This is a genomic window from Leptotrichia sp. oral taxon 215 str. W9775, assembly GCF_000469505.1.
In the GTDB taxonomy this organism is placed as follows: domain Bacteria; phylum Fusobacteriota; class Fusobacteriia; order Fusobacteriales; family Leptotrichiaceae; genus Leptotrichia_A.
In genome coordinates, this window is the sequence record NZ_KI272860.1 from 19,908 (window position 1) to 36,897 (window position 16,990).

Here is a 16,990-nt window from a genome sequence, read left to right on the forward strand (position 1 = left end):
ACTTCAGATTGATTTATTCAAACCTGAAAATGAAAGAAATCTAAATGAAAGGTGAAGATAATGAATTCAAATGAGATAAATAAATTTATAGAGGAAAATACTGAAAAAATATATGATGAAATGGTAAAAATAAGAAGAAAAATACATATGAATCCTGAACTGGGGGATGAAGAATTTGAAACAAGTAAAACAATAAAGGAATTTCTGAATAACAACGGCATAGAATATGAAGAAATTATAAATACAGGAATTGTGGCAACAATATATAACAGGGAAGGAAAAACAGCAGCTACTAGGGCTGATATAGATGCATTGCCAATATTTGAGGAAAATGAAGTGGAATATAAGTCAAAGACAGCTGGGAAAATGCATGCCTGTGGCCACGATGCCCATATGACAATACAGATGGGAGTAGCAAAAATTTTAGCTGACAACAAAGATAAATGGCATGGAACAGTGAGATTTTTCTTTCAGCCGGCTGAAGAAACAGACGGGGGAGCCGACAGAATGATAAAAGCCGGGGCTTTGAAATTTAAAGGGGATACAGATAAAAAAATAGATGCCTTCTTTGCACTTCACATGGCACCTGAAATTGACCTTGGGAAAATTGGAGTAAGATATGGCAAGGCCCATGCAACTTCTGCAATGTTTAAACTGACAGTAAATGGAATTTCTTCGCATGCGGCACTGCCACATAAGGGAGTGGATGCGATACTGATAGGGGCAAAGGTTGTTGAATTTCTGCAATCAATTGTAAGCAGAAGAATTGACCCGAGAGAAGAAGCTGTTATTACAGTCGGATCATTTAAAGGCGGTGAAGCGGAAAATGTAGTCTGCGACAAGGTGGAAATGCGTGGAACTATTAGAACAATGTCGCAGGAAACACGTTCCTTCATAATAGAGACAATGAAAAGGGATTTACCTAAATTTGTAGAAGGTCTTGGCGGAAGCATTGATGTAAATATAAGGGAAGGTTATGCTCCAGTTATTAATAATGAAGAGATTACTAAAATTCTGGAAGAGAATGTTGTAGACCTTTATGGAAAGGAAAGTCTTGAAATAATTAATGAAGCGAGAATGGATGTGGAGGATGTAAGCTATTTCCTGAATGAAATCAAAGGGACTTTCTTCAGACTGGGAACAAAAAATGAGGAAAAAGGATTAATTTACGGACTGCATCATCCAAAATTCAATATCGATGAGAGAAGTTTGAAAATTGGAATGGGAATACAGCTGAAAAACATACTTGAATTTTTAAAATAGCGTATCAATAGTGAATATAAATAATAAAGAGGTAAAATAATGGAGAATATAAAAAATAATTATGAAATAGGGCAGAAACTGGAAATTGAAATAGAAAAAATAGTATTTGGCGGAGAAGGACTGGGAAGAGTTGACGGATTTACCGTATTTGTACCAATGAGTGTTCCTGGAGATATACTGGAAATTGAAATAATTTCAGTGAAAAAATCCTACGCCAGAGGGCTTATTACAAAAATAATAAAACCGGGACAAGACAGGATAGAAGATACTTCAAAAGTGAGTTTTGAAGACTTTGACGGCTGTGATTTTGGAATGCTTAAATATGATAAGCAGCTTGAATACAAAAATTTAATGCTGAGGGAAGTTCTGGAAAAAATAGGTGGCATAAATCTTGAAAATGTCGATATAGAAAATATTATCGGAAGTGAAATTAAAACAAATTACAGAAATAAAACATCTGAGCCGTTATTTAAAAAGGATGGAAAGATTTTAACAGGATTTTATTCCAGAAAATCCCATAATGTTTTTTCTGCAAAGGAAAGTCTTTTAAAGTCAAAAATTGCTGAAGAAGTGATAGAGAAGTTTCTGGAAGAAATAAATAGCTATGCAGGAACTAAAAATGAATTTAAAGTTTATAATGAAATTACAGATTCAGGATTTTTGAAACACGTTGTAGTAAGAAATAATGAAAAAAATGAAGTTATGCTTATAATTGTTGTAAGTAAAAAATCCCAGTATAAGCAGCTAGTGAAGGTTCTTGAAAAGCTGTACAGTGAAAATGACTTCATAAAATCAGTATATATTTCAGTGAAAACAGAAGCAAATAATGTTATCCTAGGAGAAGATACAAGACATATATTTGGAGATGAATATCTGAAAGAGGAAATGGAAGGTATAAAATTTAACATATATCCGGATTCTTTCTTTCAGATTAATAAATCACAGGCAATAAAACTTTATGACAAGGCAATGGAATTTTTGGGAGAAAGTAGAAATAATACAGTAATTGATGCATTTTCAGGTACAGGAACAATCGCGATGGCTATTTCATCTAAGGTTAAAAAGTCGATAGGAATAGAAAGTGTAGAAAGCTCAGTAACTGCAGCAAAGGAAACTGCCATTGAAAATGAAATTGATAATGTAGAATTTATAAATGGAAAAGTTGAGAAGGTATTACCGGAATTACTTAAAAAAGAAAAGGCTGAAGCAATCATATTTGATCCTCCAAGAAGGGGAATAGATGAAAAGGCCCTAAGAAGTGTTGTAAAGAATAAAATTAAGAAAATAGTATATATTTCATGTAATCCTGCGACTTTTGCACGGGATACGAAGTTTCTGATTGAAAATGGATACAGGCTTGAAAAAGTGTCAGCTGTAGATATGTTTCCGCAGACAAATCATGTGGAGGTTGTGGGGGTTGCTGCAGAAAATAAAATAAAATAAAAAAAGTTTCAGCTGTCAGGTGATTTAGTATAATTAAGAAGGAGTCAATATGTCAATTAAAGGAATAGAACAGCCGGAATATATTGAAATTGATAAGGAAATCAGATTGAGAAAATTTGATGGGAAATATGATTTTGCTTTTGAATGGTATCAGAATATTGATACAGTGTGGATGCTTGATGGAGATAAGGAACCATACACATGGGAACTGCTGGATAAAATGTATACATGGTGGAACCAGGCCGGTGAAGTATATTTTATAGAAGTTCTTGAAAATAAAATTTATAAATCCATAGGAGATGTTTCTTTTAAACAGGATGATATGCCTATTTTAATAGGAGATAAAAATTACAGAAAAAAAGGAATTGCCACAAAAGTTATCAGAAAATTGATTGAGCGTGGAAAAGAATTAGGGTATAAGGAACTGGAAATTGAAGAAATATACAGCTGGAATTTAGACTCACAAAAATTGTATACAAATCTTGGTTTCAAGCCTTTTAAAGAGACTAAAAATGGCATGAGTTACAAGCTGATTTTCTAATTTTCAATTTTTTATTATTATGATATGAGGATTATATGTTTATAGAAATAAAAGTAAAAAAATATACTGGCTTTTCCAATATAAAAGTATGTATTTTTGAGCTGAAATGTGATATAATAAGCTGTATTTTATAAAAATAGCCAAGATTTAAATAATTTTAGAAATCATTTCTTAACAAATTTTAATATTTTGTTTACAATTAAATTTATATAAAAAAAGAAAAGGAGAAAAAAACATGGGACTTAAAGATTTAGTAAAAAAAGCATTTTTAGGAGCTACTGACGAGGAGAACAAAAAAAACAAGGCAAGAATGAGGGAAATATTCAATGAATGTGTTGCAAATGGTGATGATTATAAATTAATTTATTGTCATATGGAAAACCTTACTAACGCTATTATTGTTAAGATTACAAAACATAGTAATTTTATTGTGGGATATAAAGAAGGAGAAGTTGTAGTTATTCCTGTTGATTCAGAATTAAAGGAATATGGTGAAGCTTACGTATTCAATAAAAGAAATGAAAGTCAGACAAAATCTACATTGGGATACTGTATGGTAGCCAATCCTGAAATTTCATTCCAGTTTGTACCTATGACATATCAGCCAGGTATAGTTAAAGGAGCTTCATATTCAGTTTCTATCACTCAGTCTTCTGAAGAAGTTTCAGAATTTAAGAAGTTCTTTAAAAAGGGATTATAAGGATAAATTTATTATGCCAAGACCAAAAACAAAAGAGGATTTAATGGTGACTGCTAAAGAAAATTATGAGAAACTGAATATACTGATTTCCAACATGTCTGACGAAGAATTGAATACACCTTTTGATTTTTCAAAGGATGAAAAGAAGAAGGAAGCACATTGGAAAAGAGATAAAAATTTAAGAGATATATTAATTCATCTCTATGAATGGCACCAGCTAATTTTAAATTGGGTAAATTCTAATCAGAATGGAGAAGAAAAGCCGTTTATTCCTAAACCATATAACTGGAAAACTTATGGTAATTTGAATGTTGAGTTTTGGAAAAAACATCAGAATACAAACTTAGAGGAAGCAAAAGAAATGCTAAAGCAATCACATAAAGAAGTTTTAGAGCTAGTCGATACATTTACAAACGAAGAATTGTTTTCAAAAGATGTATATAAATGGGTTGGAGGGAGTGTGCTTGGCTCATATTTTGTGAGTGGAACTTCAAGTCATTATGACTGGGCTATCAAGAAAATTAAGGCCCATCAGAAAAATTGCAGATTAAAATAGGAAAAGGGAAAGATATTATGGATAAAAACGAGATAATTATCTTATTACAAAAAGGGATAAATCCTTATGAAGAATATTATATTGAAGATAAAGTTATGAAAGCTATGCTTGAATATCCTAATCCTTTTGAATTAGTTGCTCCTATTCTGGAAATTATTGAATCCAATCCAGATATAGATTTTGGAATACCGGGAGATTTAGTACATTTTGTAGAGAAATTTTATAAAAAGGGATATGAGGAATTATTGCTTAAATCTGTCCGAAAAAGTCCTACTATGCACAATATATGGATGCTTCATCGCTGTTATATTGATGAAGATAATCCTTTGCATAGTAAATTTGCACTTTTAATTAAAGAAATTAAAGAAGATGAATCTGTATCTAGTAAGATCAAAAAGGTAATTGAAGAGTTTAGCTGGTAAATTTATTTATCAATCATTTAAAGTGGGGGGAGAAAATTAATGAAATTAGAAGAGATAATGAAGTTAATTCAAAATGGAGAAAAAATAGATGTAGAATTTAAAGAATCAAGTAATGCTTTACCAAAAGATATTTATGATTCTGTCTGTTCTTTTAATAATAGAAATGGAGGACATATATTATTAGGAGTCAGCGATGAAAGAATTATTATCGGAGTAAATGAGGATAAAATTGATAAAATAATAAAAGAGTTTACTACTTCTGTTAATAATTCTCAAAAGATTTATCCACCCTTGTATTTGACACCTATTCCAGTTAATATAAACGGAAAAACTATTATTTATATTAGAGTTCCTGAAGAATATCAAGTATGTAGGCATAATGGAAAAATATGGGATAGGTCATATGAAGGAGATATAAACATTACAAATAATTCAGAATTTGTATATAAAATGTATTCCAGGAAACAAAGTACTTATTTTGTAAACAAGGTGTATCCAAATCTTGATATAAATTGTTTAGAGGCATCTGTAATTGAAAAAGCACGAAAAATGGCTATTTCAAGAAATCAAAATCATTTATGGAGAAATATGAATGATGAAGAACTTTTGAGAAGTGCTAATTTAGTTTTGATTGATCCCGAAACAAATAAGGAAGGAATTACTTTAGCTGCAATTTTATTATTTGGAAAAGATAATTCAATTATGTCTGTTTTGTCACAACATAAAACTGATGCAATATTTAGAGTAGAAAACAAAGACAGATATGATGACAGAGATATTGTAATTACAAATTTGATTGATAGTTATGATAGACTTATTAGTTTTGGTCAAAAACATTTAAATGAATTATTTGTTTTAGATGGAATTGTCAATGTTAATGCAAGAGATAGAATATTAAGAGAAATAATTTCAAATACATTAGCTCACAGAGATTATTCAAGTGGATTTCCTGCAAAAATGATTATTGATGATGAAAAAATTATTATTGAAAATAGTAATTTATCTCATGGTACGGGAATTTTAGATTTGCAGAAATTCGAACCATTTCCTAAAAATCCCTCAATATCTAAGGTTTTTAGAGAAATAGGAATTGCTGATGAACTTGGTTCAGGTATGAGAAACACTTATAAATATACACAACTTTATTCTGGAGCAACTCCAATTTTTGAGGAAGGAAATACATTTAGAACGATTATACCATTAAAGAAAATTGCAACACAAAAAGTTGGTGGAGAAAATGTCGTTCACGGTGTCGCTCATAATGTCGTTCACGGTGTCGCCCACGATAAAGAAAAAATTATTACTATTATTAAAGAAAAAATAAGATTGAATAATAAAATAACAAGACAAACTATTGCTGATGAACTTGGAGTAAGTAAAAAAACGATAGAAAGATACATGAAGGAAATAAATAATTTAAAATATATAGGCAGTGGAAATAATGGATATTGGAAATTAGAAGAATAATACTCTTAAATTTAATCACAAGAAGATGATGATTTAGGATTTTTAAATTAACTTCAATGGGAGCCATATTAGGTTCCTATTTTTTTGTGAAAGATGCCAGTAAAAAATATTAATTTTTTATTTATTTGTATTTACATTTTGTGAAAAATATAGTATACTTACACGTGAAATTATTCTTATTCAACATAATAGGAGTAAAAACGCTTATAAAAGATAGAGGAGAGAAAAGAATTATGAAAGTAGTAGTAGTTGGATGTACTCATGCTGGAACGGCAGCAATACTAAATCTGAAAAAGGTAAATCCAGATGTGGAAATAACAGTGTTTGAAAGAAATGACAACATTTCCTTCCTTTCATGTGGAATTGCACTGTATGTTGGTGGTGTAGTAAAAGACCCTCAAGGATTATTTTACTGTTCACCGGAAAAATTGAGAGAATTAAATGTTAATACAAAAATGAGACACGATGTAAAAAATGTTGACATAAAAGGCAAAAAGATTCATGTGGCTAATTTAGAAACTGGGGAAGAATTTGATGAAACATTTGATAAATTAATTGTAACATCAGGTTCATGGCCAATAATTCCTCCAATTGAAGGAATAGAAATGAATAATATTCTCCTTTGTAAAAATTATAACCATTCAAATGAGATAATTGAAAAAGGGAAAAATGCTAAAAAAGTAGTAGTAGTTGGGGCAGGATATATCGGAGTGGAACTTGTTGAAGCATTTAGAGATAATGGAAAAGAAGTTGTACTTGTAGATGCAGAAGAAAGAATATTAAGCAGATATTTTGATAAGGAATATACTGAAATTGCTGAAAAAGCATTTAAAGACAGAGGAATTGTAATTGCTACCGGAGAAAAAGTTGTAAAATTTGAAGGAGAAAATGGAAATGTAAAAAAAGTGATTACAGATAAAAATGAATATGATGCAGACATGGTAATAATGTGTGTAGGATTTGCACCTGCTACATCACTTTTTGAAGGACAGCTTGACATGCTGCCTAATGGGGCTATAAAAGTTGACGAATATATGAGAACAAGCGATAAAGATGTAATGGCTGCAGGAGACTGCTGTTCAGTATACTCAAATGCCCTTAACACTCATATATATATCCCTCTTGCAACAAATGCAGTAAGAATGGGAACTTTGGCTGCACTGAACTTATCTGAAAATAAATTCAGACATCCTGGAACTCAAGGAACGTCAGGAATAAAAATATATGAAAATAATATGGCGGCAACAGGTATTACAGAAGAAACGGCTAAAGCAGAAGGAATTGAAGTAGAATCAGTTATAGCTGTAGATAATTACAGACCTGAATTTATGCCTACATATGAAGAAGTAATGCTTAAAGTGGTATTTGACAAGAACAGCAGAAAAATTTTAGGGGCACAGTTAAATTCTAAAATGGATTTAACTCAGTCAATAAACACTCTATCTGTATGCATTCAAAATGGAATGACAATAGATGATTTAGCATTTGTTGATTTCTTCTTCCAGCCACATTATAACAAGCCTTGGAACTTTATAAACGTGGCAGGATTAAATGCATTAAAATAATATATTTAATTTAAGGCTATCTCAAATTTTGAAAAAATACAAAAAACATATTTATTCATTTACTAAAATTTCACTTATACAAAACAGTCATTCATAAAGAAAAAGTCAAAATTCACCTGAAAATTCAGGTTGTTGACTTTTTCTAAATTCATTCCTGTTTTGTATTGTAAAATTCTAAATAATTCATAAATATAGTTTTTACACTATTTTTCAATTTTTTGAGATAGCTCTTTTTTTAATTAAATATATAATTTTATAGAACTTTTCCTATATCAAAATATACTTTCTCTATATTGAATTGAAAATTAAATTATGTTAATATATTAGATAATAAATATTTCTGGAATAAGGGAGGAGAAAATTATGTATAAAGTATTAGTAGGAGAATACATTGATGATGAGGCTATTGCAGGATTGCTGAAATCAGAAAATGTAGAAGTAGATGTGAAGGTGGGAATTTCAAGGGAAGAAATTCTGAATATTATTCATGAATACGATGCCCTTATTGTAAGAAGTGTTATAAAGGTTGACAAGGAACTGCTGGATAAGGCAAAAAAACTTAAAATTGTAGGGCGTGCAGGAAATGGAACAGACAATATAAACATTCCTGAGGCAACTGCACATGGGGTAATAGTTGCAAACACACCTGACAGCAATACTGTTTCAGCCTGTGAAATCGCAATTGGCCTTATGATTGCATCAGCTAGAAATATTGTGGCTGCAAATAACTATATAAAAAGTGGAAAATGGGAAAGAGAAATTTTTGTAGGAAGTGAGCTTTTTGAAAAGACACTTGGTATTATTGGACTTGGAAGAATAGGAAGCCTTATGGCGAAGCGAATGAAAGCATTTGGAATGGAACTTATTGCTTATGATCCGTATATTTCAGATGAAATTTTCAAGAGAAATGGTTGTAAAAAAGCAGAAACTTTAGATGAATTACTTGAAAAATCTGATATTATAACAATTCATACTCCAAAAACAAAGGAGACATTGAATATGATAAATGCTGAAAACCTTCATAAGTTAAAAGATGGTGTTAGACTTGTAAATGCTGCACGTGGAGGACTTTTCAATGAAGAGGCTGTGGCTGAAGGACTAAAAAGTGGTAAAATTGCAAGTTTTGGATATGATGTGCATACTGTAGAACCACGTTCTGAATGTATATTGTATGAATTTGAAAATGCAATTGCTACACCACATATAGGGGCAACAACTTATGAAGCTCAGAGAAATGTTGGAACACAAGTGGTAAGACAGGTTCTGAATGGACTTCGTGGCGAAATAGTTGAAACAGCTGTAAACCTGCCATCAATAGGAAGAGAAGAGTTCCTTATAGTAAAGCCTTTCATAAATCTTGCTGAAAAGCTGGGGAAAATTTATTTCCAGATTGAAAAGGCCCCAATTACAAATATTGCAATTAACTATTATGGAGAAATTGCAGAGCAGGAAACTGCACTTGTAGATTCAACTGCAATAAAAGGAATTCTGGAACCTGTATTGAAGGAAGAGGTAAACTATATCAATTCAAAATCTCTTGCTGAAAAGAGAGGAATTAATATTTCAATAAATAAAAAAGATCATAAATATGAAAATTATTCTTCAGCAATTGAATTTATTATAAATAACGAAGATGGAAAGAAAGTTAATGTTGTCGGTACAATTGGAATGAATAACGAGGAAAGAATTATAAGCTTGAAAAACTACAATATGGATATGGCAATTTCTGACAGTATGATATATCTTGGAAATGATGATGTTCCAGGAGTTATCGGAGCTGTAGGGGCAACCTTAGGTAAGGAAAATATAAATATTGCAACGATGAATGTAGGAAGACGTGAAAACAGTGCCATTATGCTGCTTACTGTAGACAGCGAAGTAAGTAAGGAATCTCTGGAAGAACTGAAAAGACTTAGTCAGATAAAATGGGCATATTATTTAGATTTAACAATATAGAAAGAGCTTTTTTAAAGAAAAAGATTTCTTCAAAAAACTTCTAATTTGTGCTATAATTTGCTAACAGTAACGCGAAAAGTATTAAGAAGGAGATGAAAGAATATGAATTTTGTTTATATTTCACCACATTTCCCAAAAACAAACTGGGAATTCTGTGATAGACTGAAACAAAATGGGGTAACTGTATTGGGGATTGCAGATGTTGAATATAATGAACTTGATGAAAAATTGAAAAATGCATTGACAGAGTACTATAAAGTATCTTCTCTGGAAAATTATGATGAAGTTTTAAAAGCTGTTGGATATTTTACCTTTAAATATGGGAAAATAGACTGGCTGGAATCTAATAATGAATACTGGCTTGAACAGGATGCAAAATTGCGTACTGATTTTAACATAACTACAGGAATTAAAACTGATAAAATACACAATATTAAAGAAAAGTCAGCAATGAAAAGCTCTTATGAAAAGGGAGGAATTTCTACTGCGGCATATCACATGGTTTCGACTTTAGAAGAAGCAGAAAAATTTATAAAAAAAGTTGGATATCCTGTTGTAGTAAAACCGGATAATGGAGTAGGAGCAAGTAATACTTACAGAATAAGAAACGAACAGGAACTGAAAGAATTCTATAAAAATGTTCCGTCTGTTCCATATATTATGGAACAGTATGTTTTCGGAGATCTTGTATCTTATGATGCGATAGTTGACGCTGAGGGGAATCCTATTTTTGAAACAGGAATCACTTGGGAGCCGACAATCATGGATATTGTAAATGAAGGGCTTGATTTATATTACTATGTAAGAAAACAGCTTCCGCCTGAACTGATTGACGCTGGAAGACGTACAATCAAAGGATTTGGAGTTAAAAGCAGATTTGTTCATATGGAATTTTTTAAACTGCTGGAAGACAGAAAAGGACTTGGGAAAAAAGGAGAATACATAGGACTTGAAGTAAATATGCGTCCAGCAGGAGGATATACTCCAAGCATGTACAATTATGCCAATAATACAGATGTATATCAAATATGGGCAGATATGGTAACTTATGGAAAAATTGTAAATGCTTCGCTAAATGAAGATATGGAAAGAAATTTCTGCATATATGTAAGTAGACGTGATGAAAAGAACTATAAGCATTCTGATGAAGAAGTTCTTGAAAAGTATGGAGAGGCTATTCTTATGTATGAAAGAATGCCAGATTTATATTCAGCGGCTATGGGGAATAGAATGTACACTGCTAAATTTAAAGATAAGGAAGTAATGGATGAATTTATAAAATTTGTTCATGAGACTGTTTAAAAAATATAATTAAAGGAAGTGAATAATGCATACAGAATATAGAAAGGAATACAGTAGGTATTTAGATAGGGAAGTAGAATTTAAGATATATGGTCATTCTGGAAAACCTTGTCTGGTATTTCCTCCACAGGATGGAAAATTTACAGATTATGAGAATTTTAGAATGGTAGAAACTTTATCTGATTACATAGAGCAGGGAAGATTACAACTTTTCTGTGTAGACAGCGTTGACAGGGAAAGCTGGTCAGATAAGGAAGGAAATCCAAGATATAGGGCTGAAATGCAGGAAAAATGGTTTAACTACATTACAAATGAAATAGTGCCATTTATTCATAACTATACTGGAAGAAAAGACCTTATAGTGACAGGATGCAGCATGGGAGGAACTCACGCCGGAATTTCTTTTTTCCGTAGACCGGATTTATTTGAAACCCTAATTGCGTTAAGTGGAGCATTTGATGCTTCCATGTTCTTTGGAAATTATATGGATGATCTGGTGTATAATAATTCACCGGTACATTTTTTAAGAAATATGCCTGAAGATCATTATTATTTGGATATTTACAGAAATAAAAAAATTATACTTTGTATAGGGCAGGGAGCATGGGAAGAAGAACTTCTGCCAAGTAATCATGAAATGAATGCCATCCTGAAGGAAAAAAATGTTCCGGCATGGGTGGATTTCTGGGGATATGATGTTGCCCACGACTGGAACTGGTGGCAGCTTCAGATAAGATATTTTATGGATAAAGTTCTTTAATAACAGTACAGTAAGAGAGGCTGTCTCAAAATTAAAAAATAAATTATATGAAAACTATATTTATAAATAATTCATAAATATAGTTTTTACATTATTTTTTAATTTTTTTGAGATAGTCTCTCTAAATTTAAATAAGAAAGGATTTGTTCTAATGTTAAAAAAATTATTAGCATATGTAGGAGAATATAAAAAAGTTTCACTTTTATCTCCTTTGTTTATTGCTGTGGAAGTAATGATGGAAATACTTATTCCATTTCTAATGGCTTCTATAATAGATGACGGACTGAACAAGGGTAATATGGGACATATATATTTCATAGGTCTTATAACTTTAATAATTGCCATGATTTCACTGTCTACAGGTTTTGCGGCTGGAAGATGTGCAGCTAAGGCTTCTGCCGGATTTGCAAAAAATATAAGAAAAGCAGTTTTTTATAAAATACAAAAATTCTCTTTTACAAATATAGATAAATTTTCAACTGCCGGACTTATTACGAGATTTACTACAGATATTGCAAATATTCAGAATTCTTATCAGATGATTTTAAGACTTCTTGTAAGAGCACCGTTAATGCTTATATTTGCAACTATGATGACAATATATATAAACCCGGAATTATCGGTTATATTCCTTGGAGCGATAGTTATTCTCGGAATTGTAATGGCAGTTGTTATTTTTTCTGTACATCCTATTTTCTTAAAGGCAATGAAAAAATATGACAAAATAAATTCTGACCTTCAGGAAAATATAAATGCTGTCAGAGTTGTAAAAGCATATGTAAGAGAAAATTATGAAATAAATAAATTTAAAAATTCAACAGATGGTTTGAGAAATACATTGCTAAAAGCAGAAAAGATTATTATATTTGTAGCTCCTGCAATGCAGTTCTGTATGTATTCGTGTATTATTCTGCTTTCATGGTTTGGTGCAAAGAAAATTGTAGCCGGAAACCTTACAACAGGACAGCTGATGAGCTTATTTTCATACACAGCAAATATTCTTATGAGTCTTCTTATGTTTGCGATGGTTATAGTTACAATAACTTTCTCAAGAGCATCAGGAGAACGTATAGTAGAAGTTCTGAATGAGGAGCCAAGCATAAAAAATACTGAAAATCCTGTATTTGAAATAAAAGATGGTTCAATTTCATTTGAAAATGTAAATTTCAGCTACAGTAACAACCCTGAAGTATTAAATCTGGAAAACATAAATCTTCACATTAATCAAGGGGAAACAATAGGAATAATAGGAGGAACAGGAAGTGCAAAATCAGCACTTGTCCAACTAATTCCGAGATTATATGATGTACTCGAAGGTGAAGTGAAGATTGGCGGAAAAAATGTAAAAAACTATGACATAAAAACTTTAAGAGATAATGTAGCAATGGTATTACAGAAAAATGTCCTTTTCTCAGGTACAATAAAGGAAAATCTCATGTGGGGAAACAAAAATGCCACTGAAGAAGAAATGATACATGCATGTAAATTGGCTCAGGCAGATGAATTTATACAGAAATTTCCTGATAAATATGATACTTATATTGAACAGGGAGGATCAAATGTATCAGGTGGCCAAAAACAGCGTCTCTGTATAGCAAGGGCACTTTTGAAAAATCCAAAAATTTTAATTCTTGATGACTCTACAAGTGCTGTGGATACTAAGACTGATAAGCTTATAAGGGAAGCCTTTAAGAATGAAATACCTGACATTACAAAAATTATTATTGCACAGAGAATTTCATCAGTAAAGGATGCTGATAAGATTATTGTACTTGATGATGGTAAAGTAACTGGTATAGGAATTCATGAAGAGCTGATTATTTCAAATGATATTTATAAGGAAGTACATAATTCTCAGGAGGAAGGAGGAAAAAACAATGAATAGTCCAGATAAAAATAGTGGTAGTAAAGGAAAACAGCTAAAAGCCCTGCTTCGTCTTATAGCATATATGTTTAAACTGTATAAATTTCATTTTATTGCAGTTTTAGTATTTATACTTTTAAGTTCATTGTGTATGGTTGTTGGAACAATGTATACGAAACAGCTTATTGACGGATACATTACACCTAATATAGGAAACCCCAATATTGATTTTGCTCCTCTTGTAAAAATAATACTTTCAATGGGTGCAGCATATCTGACAGGAATGATTTCAACCTATTTATATGAAAGACTTATGATAGTTGCAGCCCAGGGAACATTAAAAAACCTTAGGGACGATGTATTTTCCCATATGGAAAAATTGCCGATTAAATACTTTGATACTCATGCTCATGGAGATATAATGAGTGTCTATTCAAGTGATATAGACACATTGCGTAATATGATAACAGAAAGTCTGGCACAGATAATATCTGCAGTAATAACAGTTGTCAGTGTCTTAACTTCAATGTTTATCCTCAGTATCCCTTTGACAATATTCACTTTGGTTATGGTTATTCTTACTATAAGTGTTACCAGAAACATATCAGGAAAAAGCGGAAAGAATTTTAAAGACCAGCAGGTAAATATTGGAGCAGTAAACGGTTATATTGAAGAAATGCTTGAAGGTCAGAAAGTTGTTAAAGTCTTTTCATATGAAGAAGAAGCAAAAAGTAAATTTGATATATTAAATGAAAAGCTTTTTGAAAGTTCAAATAATGCCAACAAATACGGGAACATTTTAGGCCCTGTTGTAGGAAACCTGGGAAATATAAATTTCGTTCTTACAGCTTCGATTGGATCTTTCCTTGCTATTTCAAATATAGGAGGATTTACTCTTGGAGGACTTGCTTCCTTCCTGCAGTTTACAAGAACTTTGAATCAGCCTATATCCCAGACTGCAATGCAGATTAACTCAGTACTACTGGCGGCAGCCGGAGCACAGAGGGTATTCCAGATTCTTGATGAAAAACCTGAATTTGATGAAGGTTATGTAAAGCTTGTAAATGCTGATATTGATGAAAACGGAAATATAAAAGAAGTTGATAAGCATACAGGAATATGGGCTTGGAAACATCCCCATGAAGACGGTACAATTTCCTATGAAAGACTTCTTGGTGATGTTGTTTTTGAAAATGTTGATTTTGGATATAATGAAAGTAAAATTATATTACATGATATAAATCTATATGCAAAACCTGGAGAAAAAATAGCCTTTGTTGGAGCAACAGGAGCAGGAAAAACAACAATTACCAACCTTATAAACAGATTTTATGACATACAGAATGGTAAAATAAGATATGACGGTATAAATATCCAGAAAATAAATAAATCCGATTTAAGAAAATCATTAGGAATAGTATTACAGGATACCCATTTATTTTCAGGAACAGTTGCTGATAACATAAGATATGGAAAGCTTGATGCAACTGATGAAGAAGTTCGTGCAGCGGCAAAACTTGCAAATGCACATCACTTTATTAAGCATTTACCTAAGGGATATGATACTTACCTTAGCAATGGTGGGGCAAATTTATCTCAAGGGCAAAGACAGCTCCTTTCAATAGCGAGAGCTGCCATAGCTGATCCGCCTGTACTGATACTGGATGAAGCAACATCAAGTATAGATACGAGAACAGAAAAAATAGTTCAGGAAGGTATGGATAAACTGATGAAGGGTAGAACAGTATTTGTAATAGCTCATAGACTTTCAACTATAAGAAATTCTGATGTAATAATGGTTCTGGAACAAGGAAGAATAATTGAAAGAGGAAACCATGACGAGCTTCTGCAGCAGAAAGGAACTTATTATCAGCTCTATACTGGAGGATTTGAACTGGAATAAACTAGAGAAGAAAGGATATATCTGTGAAAAATAATTTAAAGAGAAAAATAGTAAATATTTTAAAATATATTTTTATAGTTTTCTTTATACCATTTATTTTAGTGCAGTTTTTAATCTTGTCTGGAGGAAAGGATGAATCAGACAGACAGGTAGATTATATTATAATTTTAGGCGGGAGGGTTTACGGCGAAAAACCTTCCCGTTCCTTAAATGAGAGAATAATAACTGCTGCTAAATACTTGAAAGAACATAAAGATATAAAGGTAATAGCTTCAGGAGGCACAGGAAAAGGAGAGAAAATATCTGAAGCAGAAGCTATAAAAAGAGAACTTATAAAAAATGGAATTGATGAAACTAGAATTATAAAGGAAGATAAATCTAAAAGTACTATAGAAAATTTAAAATTCAGCCTTGAAAAAATAAATGAAAACAGGGTTGCTAACAATAAAAATATTAATGAAAAAGCTAAAGTACTTATTGTTACGAATGGATATCATCTTTACAGATCAAAGAAAACGGCTGAACTGTTTGGATATGAAGCTTATGGTCTTCCTGCAAAGACTCCGCTTATTTCAATACCAAAATCGTATTTGAGGGAATTTCTATCAATAATTAAATTTAATTTTGAAAAAAATAATATAAATTAATCTCGAAAATATGGTATAATATGACAAAATAAAATAAAAAAGGGAAGTTGAAGAAAAAATGAAAAAACTGATGATCATAGCATTACTTGCTATCGGAGCACAGACATTCAGCTGTAATTTCGTACAAAATTCTGATGTTTTAGTCGATAGGGTAATTAAGAAAATCCAGATTGAAAAAAAATCTGATGAAATCTTTTGTGATAGTGATGACTTAAAAATGGCATACTATATTATAGATGGAGAAGATTACAACTTAAATGTAGGAGTTGCCATAAATATTGATGAAACTACCACTAATAATCAATTTAAATATAAGTTTTATGAGAAACTTGAAGAATATAAAAAGTTTATCCAAACTCTTGATAGAAAAAATCTTGGAAATTTACCTCTTCCCGATAAGGAAGTTGTTAGATTTTATGCCAAAATAGCAAATACAGATAAATTTTTTATAATAGGAAAATATGAATATGACAGAAAAAAGGATACTTACACTCTATATGCAAATACTAACGGAAAAGAGCTTTTTGAAAATATAGGCCTGTTTTCCGGAATGAATGTAAAGTATACAGATGAAGTTGTCTATTAAAAATAAATAACACGA

15 protein-coding genes are annotated in these 16,990 nt (G+C 31.4%); all 15 read left to right on the forward strand.

All coding sequences use genetic code 11. The annotated features are described in order from the left end of the window. Positions 1-60: 60 nt before the first annotated feature. The 15 genes from HMPREF1984_RS07045 to HMPREF1984_RS07115 all read left to right on the forward strand — a co-directional run bounded on the left by HMPREF1984_RS07045 (position 61) and on the right by HMPREF1984_RS07115 (position 16,975). Complete coding sequence (locus HMPREF1984_RS07045) at positions 61-1,263, forward strand: M20 family metallopeptidase (RefSeq protein WP_021767261.1); 1,203 nt, start codon at positions 61-63, stop codon at positions 1,261-1,263. Between the two features lie 39 nt (positions 1,264-1,302). Next, the gene (rlmD, locus tag HMPREF1984_RS07050) at positions 1,303-2,706 is read left to right on the forward strand and encodes a 23S rRNA (uracil(1939)-C(5))-methyltransferase RlmD (RefSeq protein WP_021767262.1); all 1,404 of its coding nucleotides are present in this window, start codon (positions 1,303-1,305) and stop codon (positions 2,704-2,706) included. Positions 2,707-2,755: 49 nt separating this feature from the next. Then, a complete protein-coding gene (locus HMPREF1984_RS07055) occupies positions 2,756-3,247 on the forward strand; it encodes a GNAT family N-acetyltransferase (RefSeq protein ID WP_021767263.1) in 492 nt (163 codons plus the stop codon). A 235-nt stretch (positions 3,248-3,482) separates the two neighbouring features. Next, positions 3,483-3,947 (forward strand): hypothetical protein, encoded by a 465-nt coding sequence (locus HMPREF1984_RS07060; protein ID WP_021767264.1) that lies wholly within the window; start codon positions 3,483-3,485, stop codon positions 3,945-3,947. A 13-nt stretch (positions 3,948-3,960) separates the two neighbouring features. Further along, on the forward strand, positions 3,961-4,503 hold the full coding sequence (locus HMPREF1984_RS07065) for a ClbS/DfsB family four-helix bundle protein (RefSeq protein ID WP_021767265.1): 543 nt from the start codon (positions 3,961-3,963) through the stop codon (positions 4,501-4,503). A 17-nt stretch (positions 4,504-4,520) separates the two neighbouring features. Next, the gene (locus tag HMPREF1984_RS07070; protein WP_021767266.1) at positions 4,521-4,925 is read left to right on the forward strand and encodes a hypothetical protein; all 405 of its coding nucleotides are present in this window, start codon (positions 4,521-4,523) and stop codon (positions 4,923-4,925) included. Between the two features lie 39 nt (positions 4,926-4,964). Next, positions 4,965-6,392, forward strand: coding sequence for a helix-turn-helix domain-containing protein (locus tag HMPREF1984_RS07075; RefSeq protein ID WP_021767267.1), 1,428 nt, complete (start codon positions 4,965-4,967; stop codon positions 6,390-6,392). A 233-nt stretch (positions 6,393-6,625) separates the two neighbouring features. Beyond that, positions 6,626-7,957, forward strand: a complete 1,332-nt coding sequence (locus tag HMPREF1984_RS07080) for an FAD-dependent oxidoreductase (protein ID WP_036100141.1) — start codon at positions 6,626-6,628, stop codon at positions 7,955-7,957. A 363-nt stretch (positions 7,958-8,320) separates the two neighbouring features. Beyond that, the gene (serA, locus tag HMPREF1984_RS07085) at positions 8,321-9,913 is read left to right on the forward strand and encodes a phosphoglycerate dehydrogenase (RefSeq protein ID WP_021767269.1); all 1,593 of its coding nucleotides are present in this window, start codon (positions 8,321-8,323) and stop codon (positions 9,911-9,913) included. Positions 9,914-10,015: 102 nt separating this feature from the next. Continuing rightward, positions 10,016-11,215, forward strand: coding sequence for an acetyl-CoA carboxylase biotin carboxylase subunit family protein (locus HMPREF1984_RS07090; protein ID WP_021767270.1), 1,200 nt, complete (start codon positions 10,016-10,018; stop codon positions 11,213-11,215). 25 nt (positions 11,216-11,240) lie between these two features. Next, the gene (locus HMPREF1984_RS07095; protein ID WP_021767271.1) at positions 11,241-11,975 is read left to right on the forward strand and encodes an esterase family protein; all 735 of its coding nucleotides are present in this window, start codon (positions 11,241-11,243) and stop codon (positions 11,973-11,975) included. A 151-nt stretch (positions 11,976-12,126) separates the two neighbouring features. Next, the gene (locus tag HMPREF1984_RS07100; RefSeq protein ID WP_021767272.1) at positions 12,127-13,860 is read left to right on the forward strand and encodes an ABC transporter ATP-binding protein; all 1,734 of its coding nucleotides are present in this window, start codon (positions 12,127-12,129) and stop codon (positions 13,858-13,860) included. Further along, entirely contained in the window at positions 13,853-15,742 is a 1,890-nt protein-coding gene (locus HMPREF1984_RS07105) for an ABC transporter ATP-binding protein (protein WP_021767273.1), read from the forward strand. Before HMPREF1984_RS07100 ends, HMPREF1984_RS07105 begins: the two co-directional genes overlap by 8 nt. Positions 15,743-15,765: 23 nt before the next feature. Beyond that, positions 15,766-16,389 (forward strand): YdcF family protein, encoded by a 624-nt coding sequence (locus HMPREF1984_RS07110; protein ID WP_021767274.1) that lies wholly within the window; start codon positions 15,766-15,768, stop codon positions 16,387-16,389. A 58-nt stretch (positions 16,390-16,447) separates the two neighbouring features. Beyond that, the gene (locus tag HMPREF1984_RS07115) at positions 16,448-16,975 is read left to right on the forward strand and encodes a hypothetical protein (protein WP_021767275.1); all 528 of its coding nucleotides are present in this window, start codon (positions 16,448-16,450) and stop codon (positions 16,973-16,975) included. Positions 16,976-16,990 lie beyond the last annotated feature (15 nt).